At 59.5% G+C, this 26,889-nt stretch carries 17 protein-coding genes; 8 read left to right on the plus strand and 9 right to left on the minus strand.

Annotated features, from left to right (window positions below; genetic code table 11):
- Positions 1 to 42: 42 nt before the first annotated feature.
- Positions 43 to 7,284: an NEL-type E3 ubiquitin ligase domain-containing protein gene (locus TK42_RS12515; protein ID WP_103734332.1), complete on the minus strand. Its 7,242-nt coding sequence runs from the start codon at positions 7,282 to 7,284 to the stop codon at positions 43 to 45.
- A 179-nt stretch (positions 7,285 to 7,463) separates the two neighbouring features.
- Here TK42_RS12515 and TK42_RS12520 point away from each other — a divergent pair, with 179 nt between their 5' ends.
- On the plus strand, positions 7,464 to 12,299 hold the full coding sequence (locus tag TK42_RS12520; protein ID WP_103734333.1) for a dermonecrotic toxin domain-containing protein: 4,836 nt from the start codon (positions 7,464 to 7,466) through the stop codon (positions 12,297 to 12,299).
- Positions 12,300 to 12,425: 126 nt separating this feature from the next.
- Positions 12,426 to 12,644, plus strand: a complete 219-nt coding sequence (locus TK42_RS12525) for a DUF2970 domain-containing protein (protein WP_032875959.1) — start codon at positions 12,426 to 12,428, stop codon at positions 12,642 to 12,644.
- Here the strand turns inward: TK42_RS12525 and TK42_RS12530 are convergent.
- Complete coding sequence (locus tag TK42_RS12530) at positions 12,641 to 13,708, minus strand: ABC transporter substrate-binding protein (RefSeq protein ID WP_032875962.1); 1,068 nt, start codon at positions 13,706 to 13,708, stop codon at positions 12,641 to 12,643. The genes TK42_RS12525 and TK42_RS12530 overlap by 4 nt on opposite strands.
- A gap of 424 nt (positions 13,709 to 14,132) precedes the next feature.
- Here TK42_RS12530 and TK42_RS12535 point away from each other — a divergent pair, with 424 nt between their 5' ends.
- From TK42_RS12535 to poxB, 3 genes are all read left to right on the plus strand, one after another.
- A complete protein-coding gene (locus tag TK42_RS12535; RefSeq protein ID WP_103734334.1) occupies positions 14,133 to 15,791 on the plus strand; it encodes a nitrite/sulfite reductase in 1,659 nt (552 codons plus the stop codon).
- The gene (locus tag TK42_RS12540) at positions 15,775 to 16,269 is read left to right on the plus strand and encodes a DUF934 domain-containing protein (RefSeq protein WP_103734335.1); all 495 of its coding nucleotides are present in this window, start codon (positions 15,775 to 15,777) and stop codon (positions 16,267 to 16,269) included. Before TK42_RS12535 ends, TK42_RS12540 begins: the two co-directional genes overlap by 17 nt.
- A gap of 318 nt (positions 16,270 to 16,587) precedes the next feature.
- Positions 16,588 to 18,312: a ubiquinone-dependent pyruvate dehydrogenase gene (gene poxB, locus TK42_RS12550; protein ID WP_103734337.1), complete on the plus strand. Its 1,725-nt coding sequence runs from the start codon at positions 16,588 to 16,590 to the stop codon at positions 18,310 to 18,312.
- 51 nt (positions 18,313 to 18,363) lie between these two features.
- On the opposite strand, the gene TK42_RS12555 is transcribed toward poxB, so the two are convergent.
- Positions 18,364 to 18,921 carry an NADPH-dependent FMN reductase gene (locus tag TK42_RS12555; protein WP_005788734.1) on the minus strand — a complete coding sequence of 186 codons (558 nt, stop codon included), beginning with the start codon at positions 18,919 to 18,921 and terminating at the stop codon, positions 18,364 to 18,366.
- 227 nt (positions 18,922 to 19,148) lie between these two features.
- On the opposite strand from TK42_RS12555, the gene TK42_RS12560 reads away from it, so the two are divergent.
- Positions 19,149 to 19,385: a hypothetical protein gene (locus tag TK42_RS12560; RefSeq protein WP_032875971.1), complete on the plus strand. Its 237-nt coding sequence runs from the start codon at positions 19,149 to 19,151 to the stop codon at positions 19,383 to 19,385.
- A gap of 62 nt (positions 19,386 to 19,447) precedes the next feature.
- Here TK42_RS12560 and TK42_RS12565 read toward each other — a convergent pair whose 3' ends face one another.
- Entirely contained in the window at positions 19,448 to 19,786 is a 339-nt protein-coding gene (locus TK42_RS12565; RefSeq protein ID WP_032880976.1) for a hypothetical protein, read from the minus strand.
- Between the two features lie 183 nt (positions 19,787 to 19,969).
- On the opposite strand from TK42_RS12565, the gene TK42_RS12570 reads away from it, so the two are divergent.
- The gene (locus tag TK42_RS12570; RefSeq protein WP_032875974.1) at positions 19,970 to 20,878 is read left to right on the plus strand and encodes a LysR substrate-binding domain-containing protein; all 909 of its coding nucleotides are present in this window, start codon (positions 19,970 to 19,972) and stop codon (positions 20,876 to 20,878) included.
- Between the two features lie 8 nt (positions 20,879 to 20,886).
- Here TK42_RS12570 and TK42_RS12575 read toward each other — a convergent pair whose 3' ends face one another.
- From TK42_RS12575 to TK42_RS12595, 5 genes are all read right to left on the minus strand, one after another.
- Entirely contained in the window at positions 20,887 to 21,456 is a 570-nt protein-coding gene (locus tag TK42_RS12575) for a GNAT family N-acetyltransferase (protein ID WP_078821556.1), read from the minus strand.
- Between the two features lie 23 nt (positions 21,457 to 21,479).
- Positions 21,480 to 23,735: an Orn/Lys/Arg decarboxylase N-terminal domain-containing protein gene (locus tag TK42_RS12580; RefSeq protein ID WP_032875977.1), complete on the minus strand. Its 2,256-nt coding sequence runs from the start codon at positions 23,733 to 23,735 to the stop codon at positions 21,480 to 21,482.
- A 105-nt stretch (positions 23,736 to 23,840) separates the two neighbouring features.
- Positions 23,841 to 24,581: a DNA polymerase III subunit epsilon gene (gene dnaQ / locus TK42_RS12585; protein WP_164699548.1), complete on the minus strand. Its 741-nt coding sequence runs from the start codon at positions 24,579 to 24,581 to the stop codon at positions 23,841 to 23,843.
- A gap of 84 nt (positions 24,582 to 24,665) precedes the next feature.
- Positions 24,666 to 25,118, minus strand: coding sequence for a ribonuclease HI (gene rnhA / locus TK42_RS12590; protein ID WP_003173571.1), 453 nt, complete (start codon positions 25,116 to 25,118; stop codon positions 24,666 to 24,668).
- A gap of 85 nt (positions 25,119 to 25,203) precedes the next feature.
- Positions 25,204 to 25,962: a class I SAM-dependent methyltransferase gene (locus TK42_RS12595; protein WP_005788749.1), complete on the minus strand. Its 759-nt coding sequence runs from the start codon at positions 25,960 to 25,962 to the stop codon at positions 25,204 to 25,206.
- Positions 25,963 to 26,027: 65 nt separating this feature from the next.
- On the opposite strand from TK42_RS12595, the gene gloB reads away from it, so the two are divergent.
- A complete protein-coding gene (gene gloB, locus TK42_RS12600; RefSeq protein WP_103734338.1) occupies positions 26,028 to 26,795 on the plus strand; it encodes a hydroxyacylglutathione hydrolase in 768 nt (255 codons plus the stop codon).
- Positions 26,796 to 26,889: the final 94 nt, after the last annotated feature.

Genomic DNA, 26,889 nt, shown 5'->3' on the forward strand with positions numbered 1-26,889 from the left:
TTAAACCCCGACCACCCGGTTCGGCGCTCTTAAATTGCCGCTTCAGGGACGCCAGGACGGACCGGGCTGGGGTGACGACGGAGCGGGCGTGGCAGGTTCCATGCCCGATAACCGTTGTATCTCCGCCCGGGACAGCTCCATGCGTTTCTGAGTACGGGCGGCGGCCCGTTCGATCTCCAACTGGCCTATGGCTTGCTCATAGCGCGCCATGCTCTGGGCATCGCCCCGATCACTGTGCGCGTCCTCCAAGGCTTCATAACGGCGTGCCAGTTCGTCCTCAAGGGCCTCGAACTGTTCGGCGTAACGCTCATCCAGATAACGCAACCAGTACTCACGTTGAATCAGGCTTTCGACAAACGCATCGGTACTTTCAGTTGCCAGGATTTGTGCGCGTAACTGTGCCTGTAGCTCGGCATTGATCGGGTTTGCGAACGCCATGTAGGTCGGCTGCCCAGGCAGCTCCAGGCCGTCGGGCCAGCCGCGGGTCAAGCCGATCCGGTAACTCAAGCGCACCTCGGCCCGGTCCATGCCCACCGCGGCGGCTTCTGCGAGTTGATCGGCCCTGCTCAACCGAAACAACTGCCGCGACAGGTTCAGCAGCGCCCGGCCCCTGAGGTCGAGCCGCTGCTGTGGGATATCGCGCAAGGCGCGGTATTCGAACACCCGCACTTCCATCTCACTGAACGTGAGGATGCGGCCATCGATACAGGTGCCATGGGTTTCGGCTTCGATGAACAGGGTACCGCGCAACTCGGCATTTTCTGCGGCCCCCGCGATAACGCCCCATACCCGTTGCGTGAGGCTTGGACGATTGAGGTTGAATTCCGAGGTCAGGCGCAACAGCGAAATGAGGTGGAAAAACCGATCATGATCCTGCGCCTGTGCCAGTTGATTCCACAGCGCTGTTCGTTGTGTCGCCAACTCCGCTGAGGTATCGGCCAACCAGGGGTCAAGTGCCGGCTGCGCGGTATTTTGCAGCGGGTTTTCAATGCTCTCAGCCGGCAGGTAGCCGGCGTCCGGATCACTATCATCGTCGTCAGAACCAGAGCCCGAATCAGCATCGGAGTCGGAGTCCGGGTCCGACTCAGTGTCGGACCCGCCATAATTGCGACGATGGGCGCGGTCGAGTTCTGCTCGCGAAAAGCCCATGACCTCATTGGCCTCATGCGCCTCGGCGTAATTGCGCATTTGTTCAAGGGCTTGCGCGGTCAGGTTATGGTTATCGGACAGGTCCGTACCTGACACCAAGCCGTCGTGCGCGCCTTCGAGTAAAGACTGCGGGAAGGACACCAGCGCATTGCCGCTCAGGTTCAGCCGGGTCAGGTGCTGCGACTCCAACGCACCCTCGGGCCAGCTTGCGATGTCGTTGTAGCTCACGTCCAATGTCTCCAGGCGACTGAAGTCCCGCATATCAAAGGCCTGCAGGTTGTTATGATTCAAGTCCAACCAACGCAAGCGCTCACTGCGCAATCGAGCAGGCAACGACGGCGCTTGCGTGAAGGCGTTGTAGGCCAGTTCCAGACGCTCAAGCTGCTCCATGCGTTGAACGGCTTCGGGCAGTGCTGTCAGCTCATTACCACTGAGTATCAACCGGTTCAATGGGCCAAAGGCGGCTAAAAACCCGTTGCTGCCTTGCGCAGTGAGCTTGACCCCCGTCAGATTGAGGCTGCGCACATGGGTAAACGGCACGGAGAGCGCGGGAAAATCACCAGGTTGGGTCGCCTGCAAGCTCAACGTCTCGACCTCGCCAGCCGAGCGCCCTTCTACCACAGCCCGAACCCAGGATTCGCGGATCGCCTGCGCGGGGGTTACTCGCTTCAGACTGTCGAGACTGTCGCCAAAAGCGCGCGCCTCGCGGGTAAACAACCAACCATTCAACTCACGCGTCAGCACGTCATGGGTCTGATACCACCGAGCGACCTGCGTATCTATTTGCAGGTCGCTCAGCCCCGTCTCGCGCAGTTGCCTGACCCTGGCCATGGCTTGCTCTTGCGTCAAGAGCGGGCTTAACGCCCTTATCGCATTTTCCGGAACCCCCTCAAAGTGTCCATTACCCGATGGCAAGGGCAGCAAATAGTGCGCTACCGAACCTGCGGTGTGCTTCGGGGGAAACACCAGGGGTTCCTGATCCAGCGCAAACCGACTCAACGCTCCCTCAGGCAATCCTTTGGTCGTCTCGACCCGACGCCGCGCTGCATTGAGTACCGTCGTGCCTTCGACGCTCAACGGGTTGCCTGCCAACTCAGTGCGCATCAACACATCTGAATCATCAATCGCAAGCGGTGCAAGGCTCGTCAACTGATTGTCACGTAAGTCCAGGCAAGCCAATTGCGCGAGGTGTTCAGCGCCTTGCGGCCATTCCCGTAGCATCGATTCGCGCAGGTTCAGCGCCGTCAGGCGGGTCAGTGCGCTGACGTCGAGGGTGCCCAGCCGGTTATATTGCAGGCTCAGCACTTGCAGCCTGTTCAACCCATTGAATTGAGCCTGTACTGCCGGGGTCACTGCGATCTGGTTGTCGGACAAGTCCAGGTGTGTCAATTCCGGCAGGATGTCCGCACTGATCGGTACCTCAGTGAGGCGACTGAAGCGCAGTTCAAGGCTTTGCGTTCCGGCGAACGCCTGGATGAAACCACTGAGCTGATCAGGCGGCACATCCTCCAGCCAATTCACCTTTAACGTTTTGACATGCGAAAAGGTACCGGCCGGCAACACTGGCAATTCGCGGATTTTTTCAGCGACCAGGGGATTGGTCGGCGACATCTTTGGATCCGGCAGTTCAAACATCGAAATATCGATATCGGTCGGCAGGCCATAGCGTTGGCATACCGCCCCGCGCCAGCTTTTCTTCAGCAACGCCAGGATGCTTGCATTCTGCCCGTCCCTCCAGCGCACCCGGAGTACGGGGACCAAAGAGGGTTCGTAGAACGGCTTGAAAATGCCGAGGTGTTCTTCACGCAGCGCTTGCACGGCGTTCATCCGCGTTTGTGGCGTGTTCCACAGGCCCATGACCACGTCCGTCATTCGACGGCCGACAGGGACCTCGCCCATCAGCAGGCTCAGTTCTCCGCGCGCAAAGCCTCTGACCATTTCGTCCAGGTTCGCCAGGTGTGGCCCGAACGACCCCGCATAATTCCTGACGTGCTCATAGGCTGGCTTGAATTCTTCATAGCTGAACGTCGACCAGTCCAGCGATAACCCGCTCCATAACCGCTCGTACCCGCTATAGAGCTCGGCAGGCAACGTGGCAATGGCGGTCTGGGCCAGATCCAGTCGCTCCAGAAGCGGCAGTTTCTGCACATAGGCGGGCCATTGCATTGGCACGTTGGGCGCCACGATCTTCAAGCGTTTCAAGCGTTGCAAGGGGCTTAAATCCAGGCCGTTGAGGACGTGGCCGTCGTAGGCGAAATAACCGAGCTCCAGGTGTTCAAGGCCGGCCAGTGCCGTCAATTGCGACGATAACTGCGCGGTCAACTGATGTGCATCGAAGCTGACTGCCAAATGTTTGAGCCCTGTGAACTGTGCCAACACCTGGGGCACGCGGGTCAACTTCGGGCTGGCATCCGTGGTTTCTACGGTTGGGAAATAGGGCGGCCGCAAGGTCAGTTTTTCGAGAGAGGGAAACTGGCTCAGAAACCCATCGATATTGGTGTCATGCAGGGCCGTACCGAGAACAGATAGTTCACGCACGTATGAAAAGTTCGCCGTCAATGAAGGCAACGGTTCATTGAGGGTCAACGCCAAGGCATCGGCACTCGGCACTTTCCCGGCCAACCAAGAACGGCCCCAGCTACGCTTGAGCGCTTCCCCGGCGAGGAAATTGCTCTGACGATTGGCTACCGACGAGCGATTGACCCAATGATTGAGCGCGTCATGCAGCGCCTGGCGCTCTTCAAACAGCGCTTTCAACCTGCTGACGATTGCTCGGCCATCGTTCCCCGCCCGTACCAGCTCAAGGAAAAACGCATTGATCTGCACCTCATCCAGATCCGGATAGATTATGCGCACCTGATGAGCCAGCAGCGGGCTCACACTCGGCCCCCGCCCACTGGCCTGATAACCTATCAGCGTGTCGTTGATGCGCACCGGCGGCTTGAACCTGGGCACTTTTGGCTCCAGCCACGCCGAGGCCTCCAGACGATGCGCATCGGCTTGCTCGATCAGTTTGCGTTGCAACACGGCGTGTTGGCTGACCTGCGGCACTCCCAGGCTCTGGCGCGCCTCATCGGGCAAGGCATGCATCAGCGAGGCGAAAAAGTTGTCGCCCTCCGGTGCCAGACTGTTGAGTGCTTCGCCCCGCTCATCGAACGCCTGGTAGCTGGGGCCGTGCTTGACCAAGTATTTTTTCTGCGCCGCGGTGGATGCACCAATGCTGTCGATCAGCGTGCCACGCGTGTGGGTGCTGCGCACTTCCAGGCGCAACGTATCCGGCCAGCCCGGCAGCGTTTGAAGGGCATGCAGCGCCAGCCGTCGGCTGTCGGCCGCGGCAATCGTCTCGCTACGCAGCCCGGCGTAGGCTCGGGCCAACCGTCCTTGTCGCGCATACCAGCGAGCTTCCTCGAGCATGTTCAAGGGTACGCGCGCGGTGGCGGCTAGCCGTTCAAGCTCATCGACACGGGCGTGGTCGAGCACCGTTTGCGCTGCCGCCTTGCTGAGCCCCGGGCAGGTGCGTTGCAACAGGCTGATACGCTTGTCCAGCGGCTCGGTGCCGCCGTAGATACTGTCGAAAATCGCCGGCCTGCGCTCGCGCGCATAGTCGGCCAGTCGCTGGTTGAACCTCGCCTTGCGCGCGTCGAGGCTGCCTGGGCCGTCGGTGCCGAGCAACTGCACCCGCTCTGAATCGTCCAACGCCAATAGAATCCGCGCAGGCACTTCGCCGCCGAGAATATCGCTGCGCCCCACCTTGATCGGCAGCGCTGCGCGCCCTCCTTTAAACGAGCGGTGAGCACCATACTTGACCGACCGGCCGAAGGTACCGGCCCCCTCGAACACTTCCAGTACGCGCCCTCGCGGCCAACCGGGCATTTCAACGATCAACGGCAGCGCATACAGGTACAGGTCATCAATATCACGGGTACCCTCTAGTTGCTCGATCACCCGTGACACATCTGCATCCGCCTTGAACAGGCGCAGCGTATCAATCAGCTCGGGCGGCGCAAGCGTATGGTCCATATGCATCTTGCGCAGCGTGTTGTCGCTGACGCCGCTGACATCGGCGATCTTGAGCAACTCCTGGTCAGTGAATACCTCGGTTTGATGCCCCATGCGCCGCAACAGCGTCAACCGATCCCACTCCAGCGGGCGCTCCAGGGTATGCCGCCAGGCGCCGTGACCGTTGTGCTCAAGCACCGGTTGGTAGGCCTGGGGGTCGGTGGGGTGCTTGATCCGCCACTTCTGAATTGACTCGTCAAAGTATTGCTCGTAAACCTGAGGGCCTTGGCGGATATAGGTCCTGCCCTCTTTCACATACTGCCCTTGGGCGTTGGGGTAGGCGGCGCGGTCCAGGGTCACGGGGTGTTCATAACCACTCAGGCTCGGCTTCCACAAGCGTACCTGGCCATCGGGCCGCTTAACCTCGCTCAGTGCCTCGATCACCGGCTCGGCCTTGGCCGCTCGCCAGCGACTGACGCCCGCCCCCACACCGGCCATCACGGCGATCTGTGCCAGGTTCTCGGCCACGTCAATCAAGTGCGCCTTGGCCACCTGGCGGTCACCTTCGCCCCATTCAATCGCACCTTCCAGGGTTTCATAGAGCAACTGCCCGGCCATCACCCCCATCATGACCTCGCCCAGCACCGGTACGAACATCGACACCATGTTCAACCCCAGCATGCCGATTTCCAGCAGGTGCGCCAGTTTGGCGTCACGGGCCTTGGCATCCACGTCCGCGGTGGGCACGGCATGGGCCCGTGCATCTGCGATTACCTGCTCGCGGTGTTGCTCGTAGAAGTACTGCCAAGGGTCGATGTTCGCCGCCCAGATCCCTTTACCGCGCCGCGTGCGCGTTGAGGGATCAAGGAAAGGGTCGGGGTTGGGTTCAAGCTTGGCAGGCGCCTCGGGCGGCAACTCCTTGATGCCGGTGATGAAGTGCGGCGTGGTGAAATCCAGCAATTTCTTCCACGGTGAGCGCCAGATGTCGGTGGGTGAGTCGGCGGCTTTCTGGGTGAACTGGCTGAAGTAGTAGGGCCGCTTGTCGTAGGGCACGAAGCGACTGAAAAACTGCTGGTACGGCGTCGGCGAGGGATCATTGGCCTTGGCCGGGTCGCGGGCGGTGAACAGGCGCTTGAATTCAGCCTGCATTTGCCGCCAGCGGTAGCGCTTGAGCGGATGCTCAGGGTCCTGGGGCACATAGATGATCAGCTCGTCCGGGTAGCTGTATTTCTTGCAGATCGAGAACACCATGCAGCCGGTCATCCGCAGCCGCATCAGGCCCAGGGTCCTGAACCAGACCTGCTTGTCGCCCATCCAGGGATGAATTTCACCCTCGATCACCGACAGCAGCATGCGGTGATCGGCCGGCTCGATATCGCCGGTCAACAGTGCCTGCTCGGCGGCGGCCCTGACGGCGGCCTTCTGATTGGCGATGAACTGGTCACGTAGGGTGACTTGCGCGCTGGCGTCTTCGGGGTAGAAAAATGATTGCAGGTAGGCCTGGTATTTGGCGCCGATATTGAGGTTTCGACACAGCGTCAAAAACTGGCTGACCTTCAGGTTGATCGCCACCGAGTGGTAGGTGCCGGAGGTGCCGGTGGCTTGCATGAACCCGGAGGTCTTGTGGTAAGCGCCCTCCTTGCACTCGTAGGCCTCAAAGTTGTGCAAGGCCGCTTCCAGCAGGGGCAGTTTCAAAAACTCGAAATCCCCCGCCTCGACTTCGGCAATCCCCACCGCCAGCGGGCGGCGCAGGCACAACAGGGTTTTGTCGACATCGAGGTCCAGTCGGTACTGATCCTTCAGGGCTGTGAGCAGCAAGGGCCGGGCGAAGTCGTCGATGCCCTGGAAGGAGGCCATCGTCTTGTCCAGTTGCGTCTGGGTGGTGAGGTTGGCAAGAAAACGGCCGGTCACCTCATTGCGTTGCTCAGGCGTGGCGTTCGCGAGCCACGCTGGCATGACCGTGCTGGCGTCCTTGAGCGCCTGCTTGCGGGCCGGCGTCGCGCTGATCAGCCAATCAGGACTGCTGCGCTCCAGGAAGTCACCGTGCAGGCTTTGGGTGGCGTTGAGCTTTTTCACCGGCTCAGGTACGTCGTTGGTTGGCACGCCCGGCGAAGAAAGCTGGGATGAAGAGTCCATCGTGTCACTCCTTTGAAATGGACTGACAGCACATCACGGCGCCCGCTAGGCCAGGCGGTGCATATATGACGTCGTGCGCGTTCGGGGCGGGGCGCCGGCAGTGGTATTCCTGTACCGCCTGCGGGGTCACCACATTCGATTTCCTGTCGCTTCTATCAAACAGGTAAAAGGATTTCATCATGCCCACCCCGAGCACCCCCACGACCCTGAGCCAACTGCCCGCCCAGGCCATCCATGCGCATTTCGCTACGCGCCCGGCCTTGTATTCCGTGGTGTTCAACGCCCTGCGCAGCCGTATCCTGGAGCGCTATCCGTCGCTCAAGCTGGACTTGGCTACCGTCAAGCTGGCCATCCCGCACCCCGATGGGGTGTACACCTACCGGTCGTTGATGGAAGTTGCCATCGCCCATGTGCTCAACCCACAGCTGCTCGACCTGCAGCCAAAACGCGAGCTGGCGTACTACTTGACGCAACAGATCCCCACGATCCTCAAGCCTGATGCCGCGCCGCTGATCGACATGCAGGCAATCGCAAGCATCATTGATGAACTGCCCGAATCGATTCACCTGTATTTCCAGGCTGCGCTGGCCGACTACTGGAGCGAAACCGACAGCCATGGCAGCAGCCGTTGGCAGTGGCTGGGCGAATTTCTCAACGGCCGGATGACGGCAATAGCCGCCAGCCAATCGAGCTTGAACCCGACCCAGCGGGACATGCTCAGGGTCGTCGCTACCTGGCCGGTGCAAGCCGAGCGCCTACCCCAATCCTCACCCGCCACCTATGTTTATTTGATTGAGAACACATTCACCCATGCCGGCGAACAGGTCAGCCTGCTAACCCCCGACCTGCTGCTGGTGCGCGACAAGCAGGTGCTGCTGTACAGCGTGGCCGGGAATATCCAGGCGTTTGACGGCCTCGATGACTTCGGTGTTGCCTGGGGAGCCAGGATGCAGGCGCGCTTCCAGTTCGACAGCCTTACGTGGCGGCGCAACGAACCGGACGGCAATGTGTTCGAGCAACAGGCCGGCCTGATCCTCAATCAGCAACTGGAAGATCTGGCGACGTTGAAATTTCAGGGCCAGGACGAAAGAACGCTTGAACGACGCCTGGGAAAACTCACCGATCCGGCGCTGCTGTTTACCCAGGTGCCGACAGCCGCTGAGCCGACCTTGCAAAAGGTCAATGAGCAACTGCCGCCATGGCTCGCCCAGGCCAGCGCCACCGACCGTTTTGCCTACCATCGCCACGTACAGGACATGGCGCAGGTGCTGCAACGCAACCAGGGCCGCTCGTTCAACGAGGGCATTGAAAACATCTACGGTTTCAGCCGCGCCGCGCTGCGCAAGCAGATGCAAGCCGATCATGGCGACTGCGACCCTGACGAAGTGGTGCTGGACTTTGCCGTGGCCGCCGGTTATCCAGGCGGCGCCGGTATTATCGAGCATGTGCGCATGTCGCTGACGGAGTTGGCGCTGAAGAACCTGGCCGGCAAACCTAAAGGCACACTGACGCTCTCAGCCAAAGGCTCCCAGGCGCTGCCGACCTGGCTGGACGAAGACTACCTGCTGGGCAGTACCGGGCTGATCCAGCGTGTCGATATCGGCGCCACCTATCCACAAACAATCAAAGACACCTTGTTGTCCGACACGGTTGACGCGCGCCGCCGGGAAACCCTGTTTACCCGCGAACTCAAGGTCAAGCTGCCGATGCAGGCACTGGAATACAAGATTCGCGGGCAGCATGGCGTCACCGTCACCGGTTATCGCTACGTCAAAGCGTTGATGGGTGAAATGCCCTCGGACCGAATCGTCGACGAACAGGAGATTGTTCTGCGCCCATTGGCCCTGTGCCGCAAGCCCGGGGCCGCACCGGATGAAGTCAACAACGCGTTCATTATCGAGCCGCGTGATACGAGTGTCGGCCCGCACCTGCTGTACCAGCCGCTGTATGCCGAGGCCCTGCATGAATACCCGACCCGCCAGGCCTTGCTCGACGCACTGGCCGCGCCCGGTGCGTTGCAAGACACGGTGCTGGCGTGGCTGAGCGACACGGCCCGCCCCATCTATGACCATGGCGGCATCAAGGAACCGCACATCATTCGTTTCCTGCCCGGGGATGAATTCAGCATCCCTGAAAAGCCAGCACCTGCGACGCTCGCCGTCGATGAAGGCGCGGGCGAATGGCTGCAATCGCAAGTCAACGGTCAACTGCTCAATCATCTGTTCGGCAGCACGGCACGGGCCTTGGTCGACCTGGCGGACCGCGAGTCGGTGTCCAACCACGAAAGCCGCTGGGCCGTCGTGATGGAAGGCGCGTGGTTGCTGTTCAATACCCTACTGTTACCGCTGGTACAGGGCCCGGCCATGCTGGCTGGTTGGTTCATGGTGCTGGTCAGCAGCCTGGAGCAGGATCTGGCCGGCCTGGACAGCAACGATCCCACCACCCGTGAGCTGGCCCTGATCGATCTTTTGCTCAACACCGCCATGGTGCTGCTGCACGCCACTGCCCCTTCCGATCGGTCTGGACAGCCGTTGTCGGAGCCCTCCGCGCAGGAGCATGCCCTGCACCTGGAAACGTGGCGACGCCCGGTGGGCCTGCCCGCTGCGCAAGAAGCGCCCATAGTGCGCCATGGCCCAGTATCGCTGCCCGGTGAACCACCGGCGACCGGCCACACGGCCCTGGACTTCGGTCACTCGATTGCCAGCCCTCAAGCCGGCGCGAAGTTGCTCAAGGCGCTGCTCGATGTGCAAGTTCCGTGGCCCACTCCGCTACCCTCCCCTCTAACACACGGTGTTCTCAAAGGGCTGTACTGGATTGACGGCAAGTGGCACGCCAGCATCGGCGGGTTGTTGTTTCAGGCGAACGTGGTGCCGGGTTTCAACGAGGTCTACCTGGTGCATCCGGACCATCCCCAGCATCCCGGCTTCAAGCTGGTCAGCGATGGCCAAGGGCATTGGCGGCTGGACCGGCGTGCCAGGCTGGAGGGTGGCATGCCCAGGGACAGCTTGAGTGGGTGGAAGTCAAAGCGTGACCAGCGTATTCGCACGTTAAAACAAGAATTTGACGCGCTCTTGATAGAGATGAATTCAGAAGTGATCTCTACCGCTGTGTTGGAGTCCATCTTGAATACGACCCGCGCCAATCTGGCCGACCAGGCAACACTTCTGAGAAAGGACTGGCTACTCCTCGGCACCTCAGCCAGCATCCCGCAGCTTCACGCCCAGGTCGCCAGGCGCCACGCGGCCAGGCGAGTCGATACAGCACATGCCAGGGCCCAGTGGGAAACAGCACTCGACAACTACCAACGAAACGGCCGGACATTGATCCCTGTGATGCAACGAATCGAAGCCAAGGCCGATGAACTGATGCAAGCCGACCGCACAGATTCCACACGCAGGCAAACACGAGATAAGGCCACAAGAATCATCTATAGCTACTGGAGTTCGGTCTTTGCGTGTCTGGCGCAAAAAATGGCCGACACTCTGGTAAGCGACAACGGCGAAAACTCCGACGAGCTCGGTGAGCGCGCCAATCGAGAATTACCGGAAAACATCACACATGCCTACGATGAGTACATCAACACCAAAAAGCGCCAAGTAGCGGCCCTCAATCAAATGATCGAGCCGGCAGAACAGATCGAGACCTTCCTCAAGCAAGCCGACCCTGCACTGCGCCCATTACTGTTGGAAGGAGACCCTTCCGATCAAAACATCTCCTCAGTGGCGATCAAACAGCATGCACTGCTAGTGTTCACTGATTTGGTGTTCAATCGAACCCATCGCCCAATGGGGGTGATGGAGTTTCCGTTCATCCGTGTACTCCACGACCCCCAAATCGTCAGCATTGTGCTCGCACATACAGAAATGCGCACCACCTCAGGCTACTCGACGGTGGAGCAAATCAATGTCCTCAAGGGTGCCCTTGAGCGCTATGAGCAACTGGAGAATGCCGTTAAGTCGTTGTACGAAATGAACTCCGGTTTCGTGCGGGAGGCTTATCGCGTGTCGTACCTGGAACACCTGGGTGAGGCACGTTCAAGCCTTGAGGCGCAACTGGCCAACTTGATCCTCGTTGAAGAAAAGATTGCCCCCAGGCCGGCTCTCGACAAAACCAAACGACAAAAATCCACCACCCGGCGGGTGATCAAAACCGCAGACAAGAAGAGTCTGGTGGGCGACATGCGTACGCACCAGCCCAATGAACCGGGCAATTATGTCGACATTGCCGACCCACTCACCGGCGCAATCATCGCCTCTTACCACGAACATCCCAGCGAAGGCGTTTGGAAAATCGTCAAGCCCGAGAGTGTGCCGGCAAAAACGCCCGCGCCTGTGGTTCGCTCATTGAAAAGAATCAAAGCGGATGCACAAACCATCGAAAACGAGCGAACCAGTATCAATGAACGTATTAGCTTCCAACAGCGCAAACTCCAGGAGCCCAGTCAACGCGAGACAGTCAACCCCAGGGATTGGGAGGAGATGCTGAGTCAACATGCGGCAAAATTTTCAGCATTGGCCAAGGAGCTTGAGAGCGCGACTGGCGAAGAAGCCGCTGCCCTGCGCAAGCGCTACGATGACGCGGCAAAAGCTGCCTCTAAACAGGCTCACAAGGTGTGCGCCGAAGGGTATCTGTTACAGCGCCCCAAAGCCTACAAGGTCGATTATTTACACACACATGGTTTTGTTGATATCAACCTGGTGAAGAAAAAAAAACGTATTCCACTGAAGGCCGGTGACTTTCTCACCGAATATGTCATACGTGACAAACGTAAAATCAAACCAGGAATAAAGTGGGAGGAAGCTAACCTGTGGTACGCGCACTTCCATTACACCTCCGTCGACTCTCCCGTCTCACCGCCTAATTACGGCCACCTGAAGACCCCAGCAGAACGCCTGTTTACGCGCAAAGAACTGATGGAGCGGGACAAGGCCAATAACCGCGTCGTGATCTATCTGGATGACGCACGGATCGATGCGCCGCTTGATCAGAAGCTGTTCCTGCACCTGGAGGTGTAGGGTCGTTCTTGATCGTTTCCACTCGTGGGAACGATCAAGAAGCAGGGTTCAGAGGGCTGATACAAGCCAGCCGCGTGCTGCCCAATTGTCTATGCTCTGTAAGACAGCCTTGCGCACGAGGGTTTTATGAACGATCCAGCCAACAACAAGCCGCCAACCTTCTGGCAAATGCTCCACAGCGTCCTGGCAGCGGCCTTTGGTGTTCAGAGCGGCAAGAACCGCACCCGTGACTTTACCCACGGCAAGCCCAGCCACTTTGTGATCCTGGGCCTGCTTTTCACGGCGGTATTTGCCTTGACGTTGTTCGGCATCGTCAAGCTTGTGCTGCACTTGGCCGGGGTTTAACGCAGCAGTAATTGCAGGCTGAACGGGTACCGGTAGGATGCCGGCTTGCCTACGGCCGACAGTGCGCGAAAATCCACCGACGGCGTCGACGCCTGCAACTGTCGCGCCTGGTCGGCATCGATCAGTTGGAACAATGCTTGTTGACGGTCGCGCGTGCCGGTCGCGCCGATATCGATACCCTTGGCATGGTCATTGATCAACACCATCGCCCATCCGCCCAAAGTGAAGTGCCCTGCCACCAAGGTACTCAGGCGCCCATCCAAGCGTGCCCTGAGGATTTCTGGCGAGCTATTGAGCGCACTGAACAATACGTCTTTACCCGGCACCCGCCCGCTGTCTTGCAGGGCCTGCATGGCACCCAGTGCCATTTCATCATTGGCCGACCACACCAATGCGGCCTGCGGGTAGCGTTTGAATAACAGTGTGGCCTGCTCAAAGGCACGCTGGCGGTTCCACTCACCGTAGACAAGCTGACGCAGACGCACTTGGGGGTGCTCGGCCAACGCACGGCGCAAACCTTTTTCACGCAACTGCGCAGCCGGGGTGTTCTTGGCTCCGGAAAACGCCAACAGCTCAAGGGATGCCCCTGGCGCGAGCGGGGCATGGTTGCCTAGCAGGTCGATGAGCATCAGGTAACCGGCCTGCTCATCGTCGGCCACCAGGCTGCCGATCCACTCAGCGTCTTTATGGGCATCCAGCAATTGCACCTGATCGCCGGTCAGTGCGTTATTCACAATCAGTAGCTTGACCCCACTGCCCCGGGCCATGCGCAAGATCGGCGGGGCTACATATTGCTCATTGACCAGCACCAGATAGTCGGGCCGCTGACTGCCTTGCAGCGTCTCACGGGCTTGTGCCAGGGTGTTATCGGCATTCCGCTCGGAATAGCGCACGCGCAAATCCAGGCCGAGGTCCTTGGCGGCGGCCTGCATGAATTGCGCATAACTGACCCAAAAGGTTTCCGTGGACGAGCCTGGGTTAAGAAAAACCACCGACGCCGCCCGGGCCATCGCCCCGTACGTCGATCCTGCTAACCACATACACGTAATCAGAACCTTCAACATGGTTGTTTCGAGCCTGGAATATTGATCGCCATAATAGTGGCAATGCGACAGCAAATCGAGGCTCAGTCAACGCTCTTTTACTGGTGGCTGACCCAGAACACGGCCGTCCCGACCACCAAGATGATCAGGAACAGAATGGCCCAAGCATCCACGGTACTGTCAGGTTTACGGGCTTTGGTGGAATTGCTCATTGCATCGCCTCTTGTCAGTTTTATAGGTGACGGCACTAAGACTCGACCACAGTAAAGACCAGAGTTGCCCCTATGACAAATGTGGGTATGGCGATAACAGTTCTCATTAGTCAGTTTGGTTATTTACATATACCCAAACATCACTTTTGCGCATATACGCAAACTGGTATCGTGCGCCGGCTCCGTTGGGAGTGCGCGGCCGTGCGCGCAGATTTGCCGAGAACAGGACCTATATGTACGTATACGACGAATACGATCAGCGCATCATCGAGGACCGCGTCAAGCAGTTCCGTGATCAGACCCGACGCTACTTAGCAGGTGAACTGAGCGAAGAAGAGTTCCGCCCTCTGCGCCTGCAAAATGGCCTTTATGTTCAGCGCTTTGCGCCGATGCTGCGGGTCGCCGTGCCCTATGGCCAGCTGACTTCGCGCCAGACGCGAATGATGGCCAGGATTGCCCGCGACTTCGACAAAGGCTATGCCCACATCAGTACCCGCCAGAATGTGCAGTTCAACTGGCCGGCCCTGGAAGACGTGCCGGACATCCTGGCTGAACTGGCCACTGTGCAAATGCACGCCATTCAGACCAGCGGTAACTGCCTGCGCAACGTGACCACCGATCAGTTTGCCGGCGTCGCTGCCGACGAGTTGATCGACCCACGGCCGTGGTGCGAGATCGTGCGCCAGTGGACTACCTTCCACCCTGAGTTCGCCTACCTGCCGCGCAAGTTCAAGATCGCCATCAATGGCTCGACCTCGGACCGCGCCGCCATCGAAGTGCACGATATCGGCCTGGAGCCGGTGTACAACGCTGCCGGTGAGCTGGGTTTCCGCGTGCTGGTGGGTGGTGGATTGGGCCGTACCCCGGTGGTCGGCGCGTTCATCAACGAGTTCCTGCCGTGGCAGGACCTGCTGAGTTACCTCGACGCCATCCTGCGGGTCTACAACCGCTACGGCCGTCGCGACAACAAGTACAAAGCCCGGATCAAGATCCTGGTCAAAGCGCTGACCCCTGAGGTGTTTGCCCAGAAAGTCGACGCCGAAATGGAACACCTGCGCGGCGGCCAGACCACTCTGACCGAAGCCGAAGTGCACCGCGTCGCCAAGCATTTTGTCGATCCTGAATATAAAGCCCTGAGCAACCAGGACGCCGAACTGGCCGCCCTTGACCAGCAACACCCAGGTTTCGCCCGCTGGCGCACGCGCAACACCCTGGCGCACAAGAAGCCAGGCTATGTGGCGGTGACCCTGTCGCTCAAGCCCACCGGCGTTGCCCCAGGCGATATCACCGACAAGCAGCTGGACGCCGTTGCCGACCTGGCCGAGCGCTACAGCTTTGGCCAACTGCGTACCTCCCACGAGCAGAACATCATTCTTGCGGACGTCGAGCAAAGCCAACTGTTCACCCTGTGGGGCGAGTTGCGCGAAGGCGGTTTTGCCACGCCGAACATTGGCCTGTTGACCGACATCATCTGCTGCCCGGGCGGCGACTTCTGCTCCCTGGCCAACGCCAAGTCGATCCCGATTGCCGAATCCATCCAGCGCCGTTTCGACGACCTGGACTACCTGTTCGACATCGGCGAGCTGGACCTGAACATCTCCGGTTGCATGAACGCCTGTGGTCACCACCACGTCGGCCACATCGGCATCCTGGGCGTGGACAAGAAAGGCGAAGAATTCTACCAAGTGTCCCTGGGTGGCAGCGCCAGCCGCGATGCGAGCCTGGGCAAGATCCTTGGCCCATCCTTCGCCCAGGAAGCCATGCCCGAGGTGATCGGCAAGCTGATCGAAGTCTACATCGAACAGCGCACCGAAGATGAACGTTTCATCGACACCTACCAGCGCATCGGCATCGACCTGTTCAAGGAGCGCGTCTATGCAGCGAATCATTAAGAACAACGAAGTCGTCGACGAAACCTGGCACCTGCTGCCCAAGGACGCGAGCTTCGACGGCATCTCCAACTGCGACGACCTGATCGTGCCGCTGGCCCTGTGGCGCGAACACGGCCACGCCCTCAAGGCCCGCGATGGCGGCCTGGGCGTGTGGCTGGACGCCGATGAAGAAGCCGAGGAAATCGGCGCCGACGTGGAACACTTCCAGGTCATCGCCCTGAACTTCCCGGCGTTCACCGATGGCCGCAACTACTCGAACGCCCGCCTGCTACGTGACCGTTATGGCTACAAGGGCGAACTGCGGGCGATTGGCGATGTGCTGCGTGACCAGTTGTTCTACCTGCACCGCTGCGGGTTCGATGCCTTCGCCTTGCGCGCCGACAAAGACCCGTACGAAGCGCTGGAAAGTCTCAAGGACTTTTCGGTGACCTATCAGGCTGCGACGGACGAGCCGCTGCCGCTGTTCCGTCGACGCTGAGTATCAAAATGTGGAAGGGGGCTTGCCCCCGATGACGGAGTACCAGTCAACAGATTCGTTGCCTGATCCACCGCTATCGGGAGCAAGCCCCCTCCCACATTTGGTCCTGCTTGGCTCTGCAAATTTGGGTGGGCAGACCAAGGCCAACGTCGCCCCGTGCATTGCGCTGGTACGTGACCAGTGGTTCATCCCCCGGCGCCCCCGCCAATACCGCGTGGCCATGAAGCAATCTTCACACTATAGGGTGAGCATTCGCTGTAATCGAACTGTCCTCTACTGATCAGCAGTTTTTAACCTCACTGACGACTGGAGTTCCTCATGGCGAAAATCAACCTGGCCCAGCAACTGGCGACCACCCTTGAACAGGCGGGTATCAAGCGCATCTGGGGCCTGACCGGTGACAGTCTCAATGGCCTGACCGACGCACTGCGCAGCATGGACAGTATCGAGTGGATGCATGTGCGCCACGAAGAAGTCGCCGCCTTTGCCGCCGGTGCCGAAGCCGCCGCCACGGGGGAGTTGACGGTGTGTGCCGGCAGTTGCGGGCCGGGCAACCTGCATTTGATCAATGGTTTGTTCGACTGCCATCGCAACCATGTGCCGGTGCTGGCGATTGCTGCGCAAATTCCGTCGTCAGAGATCGGCCTCAACTATTTCCAGGAAACCCATCCCCAGGAACTGTTCAAGGAGTGCAGCCATTTCATCGAGCTGGTGAGCAACCCCGAGCAGATGCCCCAGGTACTGCACCGTGCCATGCGCTCGGCAATCCTCAACCGCGGCGTAGCGGTGGTGGTGATTCCGGGGGATGTGTCGTTGCTTGAAGTGGAAGATAAACTCAAGCCCTGGCCAGCTCTGCACGCACCGCGCACCTTACCGGCTGAGCAGGACCTGCAACGCCTCAGCGAGATCCTTCAGGGCAGTGAAAAGGTCACCCTGCTGTGCGGCAGCGGCTGTGCCGGTGCCCACGACCAAGTCGTAGCGCTGGCCGATGCGCTCGGCGCGCCGGTGGTGCACGCGTTGCGCGGCAAGGAACATGTGGAGTGGGATAACCCGTTTGACGTGGGCATGACCGGCCTGATCGGTTTCAGTTCCGGTTACCACGCCATGCTCGACTGCGACACTTTGATCATGCTCGGCACCGACTTCCCCTACCGCCAGTTCTACCCCACCGATGCCAAGATCATTCAGGTTGATCGCGACCCGCAAGCCCTGGGACGACGCGCCACGCTGGATCTGGGCATCGCCGCCGATGTCAGGGAGACCATCGATGCCCTGCTGCCGCGCCTGACCCGCAAGACCGATCGCAGCTTTCTTGAGACCTCGTTGAAGCACTACGAGAAGGCCCGTCAAGGGCTGGATGACTTGGCGCAACCCTCCAAAGCGAATCGACCGATCCACCCCCAGTACGTCGCACGCTTGCTCAGCGAGCTGGCCGACGATGATGCGATCTTCACCGCCGACGTCGGCTCACCCACGGTGTGGGCGGCGCGTTATTTGAAGATGAATGGCAAACGCCGGCTGATCGGCTCGTTCAATCATGGCTCTATGGCCAACGCCATGCCCCAGGCCATCGGCGCCCAGGCGGCATTCCCTGGGCGCCAGGTGATTTCAATGTCGGGCGATGGCGGGTTTACCATGTTGATGGGGGATTTCATTTCACTGGCGCAGTTGAATCTGCCGGTCAAACTCATTGTGTTCAATAACTCGTCCCTGGGGTTTGTGGCCATGGAAATGAAGGCTGCCGGGTACCTGGACACTGGCACCGAGCTGAAAAACCCGGACTTCGCGGCCATGTCCAATGCCATGGGCATCCTGGGGATTCGCGTGGAGCAATCCGAAGACCTCGAGCCGGCTTTGCGCCGCGCATTGGCCCATGATGGCCCGGTGCTGGTAGACGTGGTGACCGCCACTCAGGAACTGGTGATGCCGCCAAGTATCAAGCTGGAACAGGCCAAAGGGTTCAGCTTGTATATGCTCAAAGCGGTGATGAGTGGGCGCGGGGATGAGGTGATTGAACTGGCCCGGACCAACTGGCTGCGTTAAACGAAAAGGTGGGAGGGGCTTGCTCCTCCCACACCTGAGCGCATTGCCCGATCAAGCCTTCTGTTTTTCTACCCATTTGCCGTAGGCATCGATAAATGCTTGCAAGAATGGTTTGGTCTTTTCCGACACCTTGCCCGCCTCATCGAACACACTGCCCGCCCCACCCAGGTAAGCTTCCGGCTGCTGCATGCACCACACATCCAGGAACACCAGTGACTGGCGCAGGTGATGATTGGCGCCGAAACCACCAATGGCACCTGGCGACACACTGATGATCGCACCAGGCTTGCCGCTCCAGGCGCTTTGCCCATATGGACGAGAACCTACGTCGATAGCGTTCTTCAACGCTGCCGGTACGGAGCGGTTGTATTCCGGGGTCACGAACAGCACCGCGTCGGATGAACTCACCTGTTGGCGGAAAGTACTGTAGGCTGCGGGCGGTGTTGCACCGTCGATGTCCTCGTTGTAGAGCGGCAAGTCGCCGATTTCAACAATGTTCAACTTGAGATTGGCAGGCGCCAGCTCGGCCAAGGCCAGGGCGACCTTGCGGTTGATCGACGCTTTTCTCAAGCTGCCCACCAGGACGGCAATCGTGTAGACCTTGCTCATTGAGGTTTCCCGACTTCTGAATAAAGGAGCTTGTAGTTATAAAGGCTTAGCGGCGTGTTCACCAGAGGGTTTCGATGATTACCGGGGCGTTTTCCTTGCAGTAACCTGCGTAGGAAGTGTCTGAAAATATCAGCGAATAGTATTTTTTTCTTATAGGTAAACTACCCCGCTCCCTGACGGTCTACAGAACCGCAAATCGAGCGTTTATCTCCAGAGGTTCTAAACAGATGGCAGCAGTACTAGTCGGACAGTTCCATGCCAGAGACGCGGAAGGCCGCGTATATTCAGTGCATGAGTTCCAGGAATCCAACCCGGCGCAAGGCGACCTGGCTGGCTCGACGCCCACCACCACCTACAAGCTGGCCATTGGCGACCGTGTAGAGAAACTGGAAGGCGATGAATTCAAACTGATCCAGTCGGGGACCATTCTCGTCCGCGAATCGAAAACTACCCTGGCATCATAAGGGTCCCCGTTTGTACACCCGCTCAGTCCTGGCCATCGATGGCGTTGACTGGGCCGGGGCCATCAAGGACTGCGGATCTGCGTCACTTCGATGCCCTGCTCACTTTGTTTGAGCGTCACCACCAGTTGCCCTCTCTCCCCCTCCACCGCGTACATCGAGCGCTTGTAGCCCGACCGGTTGGACGCGGGGTACGCCTCCACTTGCTTGATCAAGGTAACCGCCAACACAGTGCCGACCTGCTCGTTCACTTTTTCCTGGGAACGGATGAACGTTTCAAGTGCAAGGCCTTCGGATGGGTGTTCCGTGGGGTCGTTGAAGAGGTAAGCCGCCACGCATCCCACGGTCACAAGAACCACGAGTTGCTTGGCCGTCACCCCGAAGAACGTCGAGGGTAGAGGCATTTGAGACCAGACCTGTTTTTTGTTGTAAATACCGGCAAGCCGGCATTGGTCGTTGCTGATCAGACGCACCATTCTAATGAGGTCATGGCCGAGCGCCATAGGCCGGGGCGACCCGCGCAGTCTTTTTTGCGCCTGAGGGCTTGCACCATTGAATACCCATCGCGCTGCACATAGACTCCGGCCATGCGTTTACGTCATATCGAAGTGATTCAGGCCATCTTGCAAACCGGACACCTGGGCACGGCCGCCGAATGGTTGCAACTCTCTGTGGGTGAAGTAGACGCAATCCTGAAGGACGCCGAGTTGCAGCTGGGGTTCATGCTGTTTGCCAGCGTGCGCGGTCGGCTCCAGGCAACACGGGAAACGCTGGAGTTGCAGACGCACATTGCCCAACTGTACGAAGCCTTTGAGCCAGTACAGCGATTGGCCAGCCGTTTGAAACACCATCACGCTCCAACCCTGCGTGCCCTTTGCACCCCGCCTCTGGCCAACCAGCTGTTGCCGCACAGCATCGCCGTGCTGCGCAGACGTTTCCAGGATACGCCGTGCAATCTGTCGAGCCAGCCGACCCGGGATATCGTCAGGAGCCTGCTGCTGCACGAAGCGGATGTGGGCCTGAGCCTGCATGACCCGGAACATGCGCAAATCCAAAGCACGGTGCTGGCCCAGGGCAAGCTGCAATTGCTCGCGCCCCATGGCTGGCTCAAACCCAGGCAGAAGTACATTGCGCTGCAAGACCTGGCCGGGCAGTCGCTGATTGGACTTGAGGGGCATGACCCGCTCAGCCGCCTGCTGGATGCCAAGTTGCAAGCCCTGCGCCCGCTGCCGGTGGTGCAAACGCGGGTGCAGACGTACCAGATGATGCGCAGCATGGTCGAGGCCGGAGAAGGCTTGGCGATTGTCGACCCCTTTACCGCCTTTGGTGCAAGGGAGGCCGGGCTGGATGTATGCCCGGTGTCGCCCCCCATACTGGTCAGCCTCTATGCACTGACCCTGAAGGACGGTGCGACATCACCAGCCTTGAATGCGCTGCTGGAAATAGTCACCCAGAAAGCCGAAAGCCTGGCTTGCAACGACACCAAACCCTTGTAGAAGCGAGTTCAGACTGCTTCCACCTCGGTCTTGAACAACCGATACCAGAAAATCGCCACCTCGCGTGTTTGTGGATCAATCCCGCGATAACGCAGTTGGTCTATCCCGCCCATCACGTACCCGCAGCGCTCATACAGGCGGCAGGCACCCAGATTATTGTTCTGGGTTTCCAGCATCATGCCCGGTAGGTTTTTCTTGCGCGCCCAGAACTGCGCCACATCCAGCAGCGCCTTGGCCACGCCATGGCGTCGCGCCGGCAACACCACGGCCAACTCATCAACATGCGCAAAACCGTTCCAGTTGGTGCTGACCACAATGTGCCCTACCGCACGGTCATCCAGGTAGGCCATGAAGATCGCACTGTCGGCGGCATCGCGAAAGCTGGCGAACTCTTCCGGGTCGATGCCATAGCATTTGCGATACGGCAGGACGCGCTCAACCGGCCATTGCTCGACGCGCTGGCCCATCTGCGGTATGCCATAGGCGCTGACCTCGAAGCTGAAGTCATTGCCCCATACGTATGCGTCGAAGCCTTCGTCGGCGACGCGCACACTGAGCCCTGGGTACTTCGGGTTCATCACAGCTTGTTGCATAAACATTCTTAACCCTTGATGCAATCGACGGTGTAACGACGGCCACTGCCGTCATCTTCGTGTTGCAGCCCATGAACATCGGCGACAAAACCGGGGAAACTGCTATCGAACGTGCGGGCAAATGCCAGGTAGTCGATGATTGACCGCGTTGATTCGGTAAAGCGCTCGCCGGGCATGATCAATGGAATGCCCGGTGGATAAGGCACCAGCATTACGGCTGCGACGCGTCCTGGCAAGGCATCGATGGATACCGCTTCAACTTCGCCTCTGACCAGTTGGTCGTAGGCATCGGCGGGTTTCATCGCGATCTGCGGCAATACCGTGTACATGCGCTTGAGATGCTTGGCGGTGGCGTTGCTACGGTAACAGCTGTGCAACTGGTCGCAAAGATCGCGCAGGCCCAAGCCCTGATAACGTACCGGCCCCTGGGCGTACACCGAGGGCAAACAACTGGCCAGGCTGACGTTGGCATCGTAACTGCGCTTGAACTCCAGCAACTCGGTGAGCAAGGTGCTCCACTTGCCTTTGGTGATCCCCATGGAAAACAACACGAGGAACGAATAAAGCCCGGTTTTTTCCACCACTAGGCCGCGCTCCCAGAGAAACTTGCTGACCACCGCGGCGGGAATCCCACAATCGCTCAAGGCGCCACCTGCATTGAGGCCAGGCATCACCAGGGTGACTTTGATCGGGTCCAGCAAGACATAATCTTCAGCCACATCGCCAAAGCCGTGCCAATCATCCTGGGGATGCAATAGCCAGTCCGCCGTGGCAACGCGGTCGATACCCGCCACCGATTGTGGCTGCCAGATCGAAAACCACCAATCCTCGGCAGCAATATGCTGGCGCAGATTGGCCAGCGCGCGGCGGAAACTCAGGGCCTCGTCGAACATTTCCTGCAACAGCGAGCGCCCGGCGGGGCCCTCCATCATCGCCGAAGCGACATCCAGCGAAGCGATGATGCTGTATTGCGGTGAAGTCGAGATGTGCATCATGAAGGCTTCGTTGAAACGGTCACGGTCCAGCTGCCGTGCGCCGCCATCCTGCACATGAATCATCGATGCCTGGCTGAATGCGGCCAGCAGTTTGTGGGTGGAGTGGGTGGTAAATACCAGCGGGCTGTCCGGTGTGCGCGAGGTGCCCATGCCATAGCGCCCGGCGAAAAACTCGTGAAATGCCGCATAGGCATACCAGGCTTCATCGAAGTGCAGCACCTCTACGCTATTACCCAATTGCTGCTTGATCAGTTCGGCGTTGTAGCACAGGCCGTCGTAGGTGGAATTGGTCACCACCGCCAGCTTCACCTTGGGTGGCCGGCCATATGCCAACGGGCTGGCGTCGATCTTGGCGCGGATTGACTCGGGGCTGAATTCGCTCAGGGGGATCGGGCCGATGATCCCCAGTTCGTTGCGCTCCGGGCACAGGTACAGCGGGATAGCGCCGGTCATGATGATCGAGTGCAGCACTGACTTGTGGCAGTTGCGGTCCACCAACACCAGGTCGTCGCGACCGACCATGGAATGCCAGACGATCTTGTTGGCGGTGGAGGTGCCATTGATGACGAAGAACGTATGGTCGGCGCCAAAGTTGCGCGCGGCGCGGGCCTCGGCTTCGGCCAGGGGCCCGGTATGATCGAGCAGCGAGCCCAGTTCAGGGACGGAAACAGACAAGTCCGAGCGCAGGGTGTTCTCCCCGAAGAACTGGTGAAACGCCTGCCCCACCGGGCTTTTACGATACGCCACGCCACCGCCATGGCCAGGGGTGTGCCAGGAATAATTGGAATCGGCGGTGTGCTGCACCAAGGCCTTGAAGAACGGCGGTAACAGGCCGTCCAGGTAAGTGCGTGCAGAGCGGGCGACCTGCCGCGCCAGGAACGGCACGGTGTCTTCGAACAGATAAAGAATGCCGCGTAGCTGGTTAAGCTCGCTCATCGCATCGGCCGGCGCGTTTTCCAGGGTGACTTGCTCACCCAGGGCAAAGATCGGCAGGTTGGGTGCCCTCACCCGCGCCAGACGGATTAGCTCGACCATGTTTTGCAGCAGGTGGGTATTTTCCCCGGCGCCTTCTGCTGCGATCAACATGCACGCCAAACCGTGATGGGTGGAAGCCACCAACCGCCCTTCGGCGTAGTCCACCGCAGAAAATATACTGAAGCCCTCTTGTTCCAACTCCCTGGCGATGCCTCGAACCCGGTCACCGGCAACGGTGTCGGCCTTGATGTCACGGTGCACGATAAGAATAGGGAACTTGAGGTCTTTGTACATGAGCGCTCTTACTCCGGAGGGCTTTGCACTCAGGGTAGAAGCTGGAAGCGAATGTGGCGAATGAAGATTTGGCAGCCCATCAAGATCAACTGCACTGCCCCGTGCTTATTGTTGTGTCAATTGAGTCCACAACGCCGGCGCACCCGCCGCCTTGGCAATCGCTTCCAACCGCGCCACGTGCTCGGCCAGGTCCTGCTCGCTGGCGCGGATGATCGGCGTAGGCTTGCGATCGGCCGGCAGGCGGCGGATTTCCGAAGGGCGATTGCCGGAGCCTTCTGCCGAGCCGCTGCCATCAGAGGCATTACCAGCCAGGGACAGGCTGGTTTGCCCGCCGGTCATGGTCAGGTAAACGTCGGCCAGGATCTCGGAGTCGAGCAAGGCGCCGTGCAGTTCACGGCCGGAGTTATCGACACCATAACGCTTGCACAAGGCATCGAGGCTGTTGCGTTGGCCCGGGTGACGCTCACGGGCCATCATCAAGGTATCGAGGATCGTGCAGTGCTGGGAAATGTCCGCACGGTCCGTCTGCCCCATCAGGGCAAATTCGTTGTTGATGAAGCCGATGTCGAACGCCGCGTTATGGATGATCAACTGGGCGCCGTTGATGAACTCGAAGAACTCATCAGCGACTTCGGCAAAGCGTGGCTTGCCCTTGAGGAATTCATCGGTGATGCCGTGGACGCCGATCGCGCCTTCGTCACTGTCACGGTCCGGTTGCAGGTAAACGTGGAAGTGGCGGCCGGTCAGCCGGCGCCCCATCAGTTCGACGCAACCGATTTCGATGATCCGGTGACCATCGGTCACCGGCATGCCGGTGGTTTCGGTATCGAGTACAACAGATCGGATGGCCATCAGGGTTCAGCTCTCAACGGTGTGGTGTGCAATGTGATGTGGTGAATCAAAGGGCGCGATGTTAACACGTGAGCTGATTCAGCTCTGCTTGTAGCCGCGCACTTCATCCACGCCACGATTGGCCAACTGGTCGGCGCGTTCGTTGCCAGGGTGGCCGATGTGCCCACGCACCCATTTCCAGGTGATGTCGTGACGGTTGCATTGCTCGTCGAGCAACTGCCACAAGTCAGCATTCTTGACCGGCTCCTTGGCCGCCGTCTTCCAACCGCGCTTCTTCCAGTTGACCATCCACTCGTTGATGCCCTTCATCACGTATTGCGAGTCGGTCACCAGCAAGACGTTGCAGCGCCGCTTGAGCTCTTCCAGGCCACGAATAGCGCCCATCAGCTCCATGCGGTTATTGGTGGTATTGGCTTCACCGCCCCACAGTTCCTTCTCCACGCCCTTGCACACCAGCAAGGCGCCCCAACCGCCGGGGCCGGGGTTGCCCTTGCAGGCGCCATCGGTGAAGAGTTCTACGCTATCGGTCATCGGTTGTATCCATCAAAACGGGCTGGCGGTAATCGACCGACAGTATCCCGAGGCCGGACAAACCGGCCTGAAATCAAAAAAGGGTTCAGCGTTCGCTTTGCTTGCGGTTGACCTTGGCCATCGGCATCGGCACGAGCTTGCCAATGGGCTGGCGCGCAACCTGACGCACCGGCCGCAACCCGACCACGATCTTGCGCGCTACCAGTAGATAGAAGCCGCCGCCGGATAATTGCCAGGCACCCGCACGGCGTTCCCAGCCCGCCAGGCGGCCCTGCCACTTGGCTGTCGCAAGCGGCGGACGATAGCACCCGAAGCGACGTTTCTCCAGCGCAAAGCCCAGCAGGTTCAGCCAGTCTCCCACCCGCGATGGCGAGATGCAGCGCGCCTGACGCAGGCCATCACGGGCGAACACACGGCGCAAGCCCCAGCTGCTCCAGGGGTTGATACCGACAATCAGCAAATGGCCACCTGGGCGCACGCTGCTCGCGGCTTCGCGCAGCAACCCATGGGGCGACAGGCAGAAATCCAGGCCATGCTGCAGCACCACCACATCAGCGGCGTGCTCGCTCAAGGGCCAGGCCTGTTCCTCACAGACGATTTCCACCCCCGGCAGCGGCGCGCCCAGGCGAACATTGCGTTGCACCTGGGGCGCCGAAGGCGGCGTCTGGGCCGAGGGGCCGTAATGCACCAGATAGCCGCCAAAGAACCGGCCCAGCTCGTCGTCGAGCATACGCCGCTCTTCGTCCAGCAGAAATTGTCCAATCGGCCCGGACAACCATTCACGAGCCGAACTGATCAGGGCCAGCCACTCAGGATCGGCCTGGGCGAACGCTTTATCAGTCATTGCATTCTCCAACTCGCCTAGACGTTCTAAGATGCACCAATGTGTTCAGCTTGGCGAATCGAAGAATGATACAGATCAGTGCCCTACCCGCCTTCACCGACAACTACATCTGGTTGTTACAAGACCCTTCCACCCTGCGCTGCGCCGTGGTCGACCCCGGCGATGCCGCGCCGGTGCTGGCCTGGCTCAAGCACAACACCGAGTGGACCCTCAGCGACATTCTGGTCACCCACCATCACCATGATCATGTGGGCGGTGTCGAGCAACTGAAAAATATTACCGGCGCCAAGGTCTACGGCCCGGCCAATGAAAAGATTCCGGCGCGGGATGTAGCCCTGCACGACAATGACCGCATCAACGTGCTGGGCTGGGACTTCGACGTGTACGCCGTGCCGGGGCACACGCTGGGGCATATCGCCTTTTACCACCAGGGCGTGTTGTTGTGTGGCGATACGCTGTTCGCTGCCGGTTGCGGCCGCCTGTTCGAGGGCACGCCGGAGCAGATGCATGCCTCCCTGCAGCGCCTGGCTGCCCTGCCTGCCGATACACTTGTGTACTGCACCCATGAATACACACAAAGCAACCTCAAGTTTGCCCAGGCCGTTGAACCGGATAACATCGATATCGCCGAACGGGTGGAAAATGTTGCCCAACTTCGCGCCCGTGGCGAGATCACGCTGCCTTCGAGCCTGGCGCTGGAAAAACTCACGAATCCCTTTTTGCGCACCGCTGAAACATCCGTTAAACAAAAAGCGGACGAACGGAATGGCCGCGACAACCGCTCTGGGGCCGAGGTGTTTGCTAGCTTGAGGGCTTGGAAAGATAAGTTCTAAGAGGATGCAATCTGATACGTAATTTCTGAATGGTTGACCGGAACCAAAGCGCTTTCTAGAATCGCCCGACATTTTTGCCCGGAACTTACTTCCA

Source organism: Pseudomonas sp. GZJR-8, from assembly GCF_002916705.1.
Lineage (GTDB): Bacteria > Pseudomonadota > Gammaproteobacteria > Pseudomonadales > Pseudomonadaceae > Aquipseudomonas > Aquipseudomonas synxantha_A.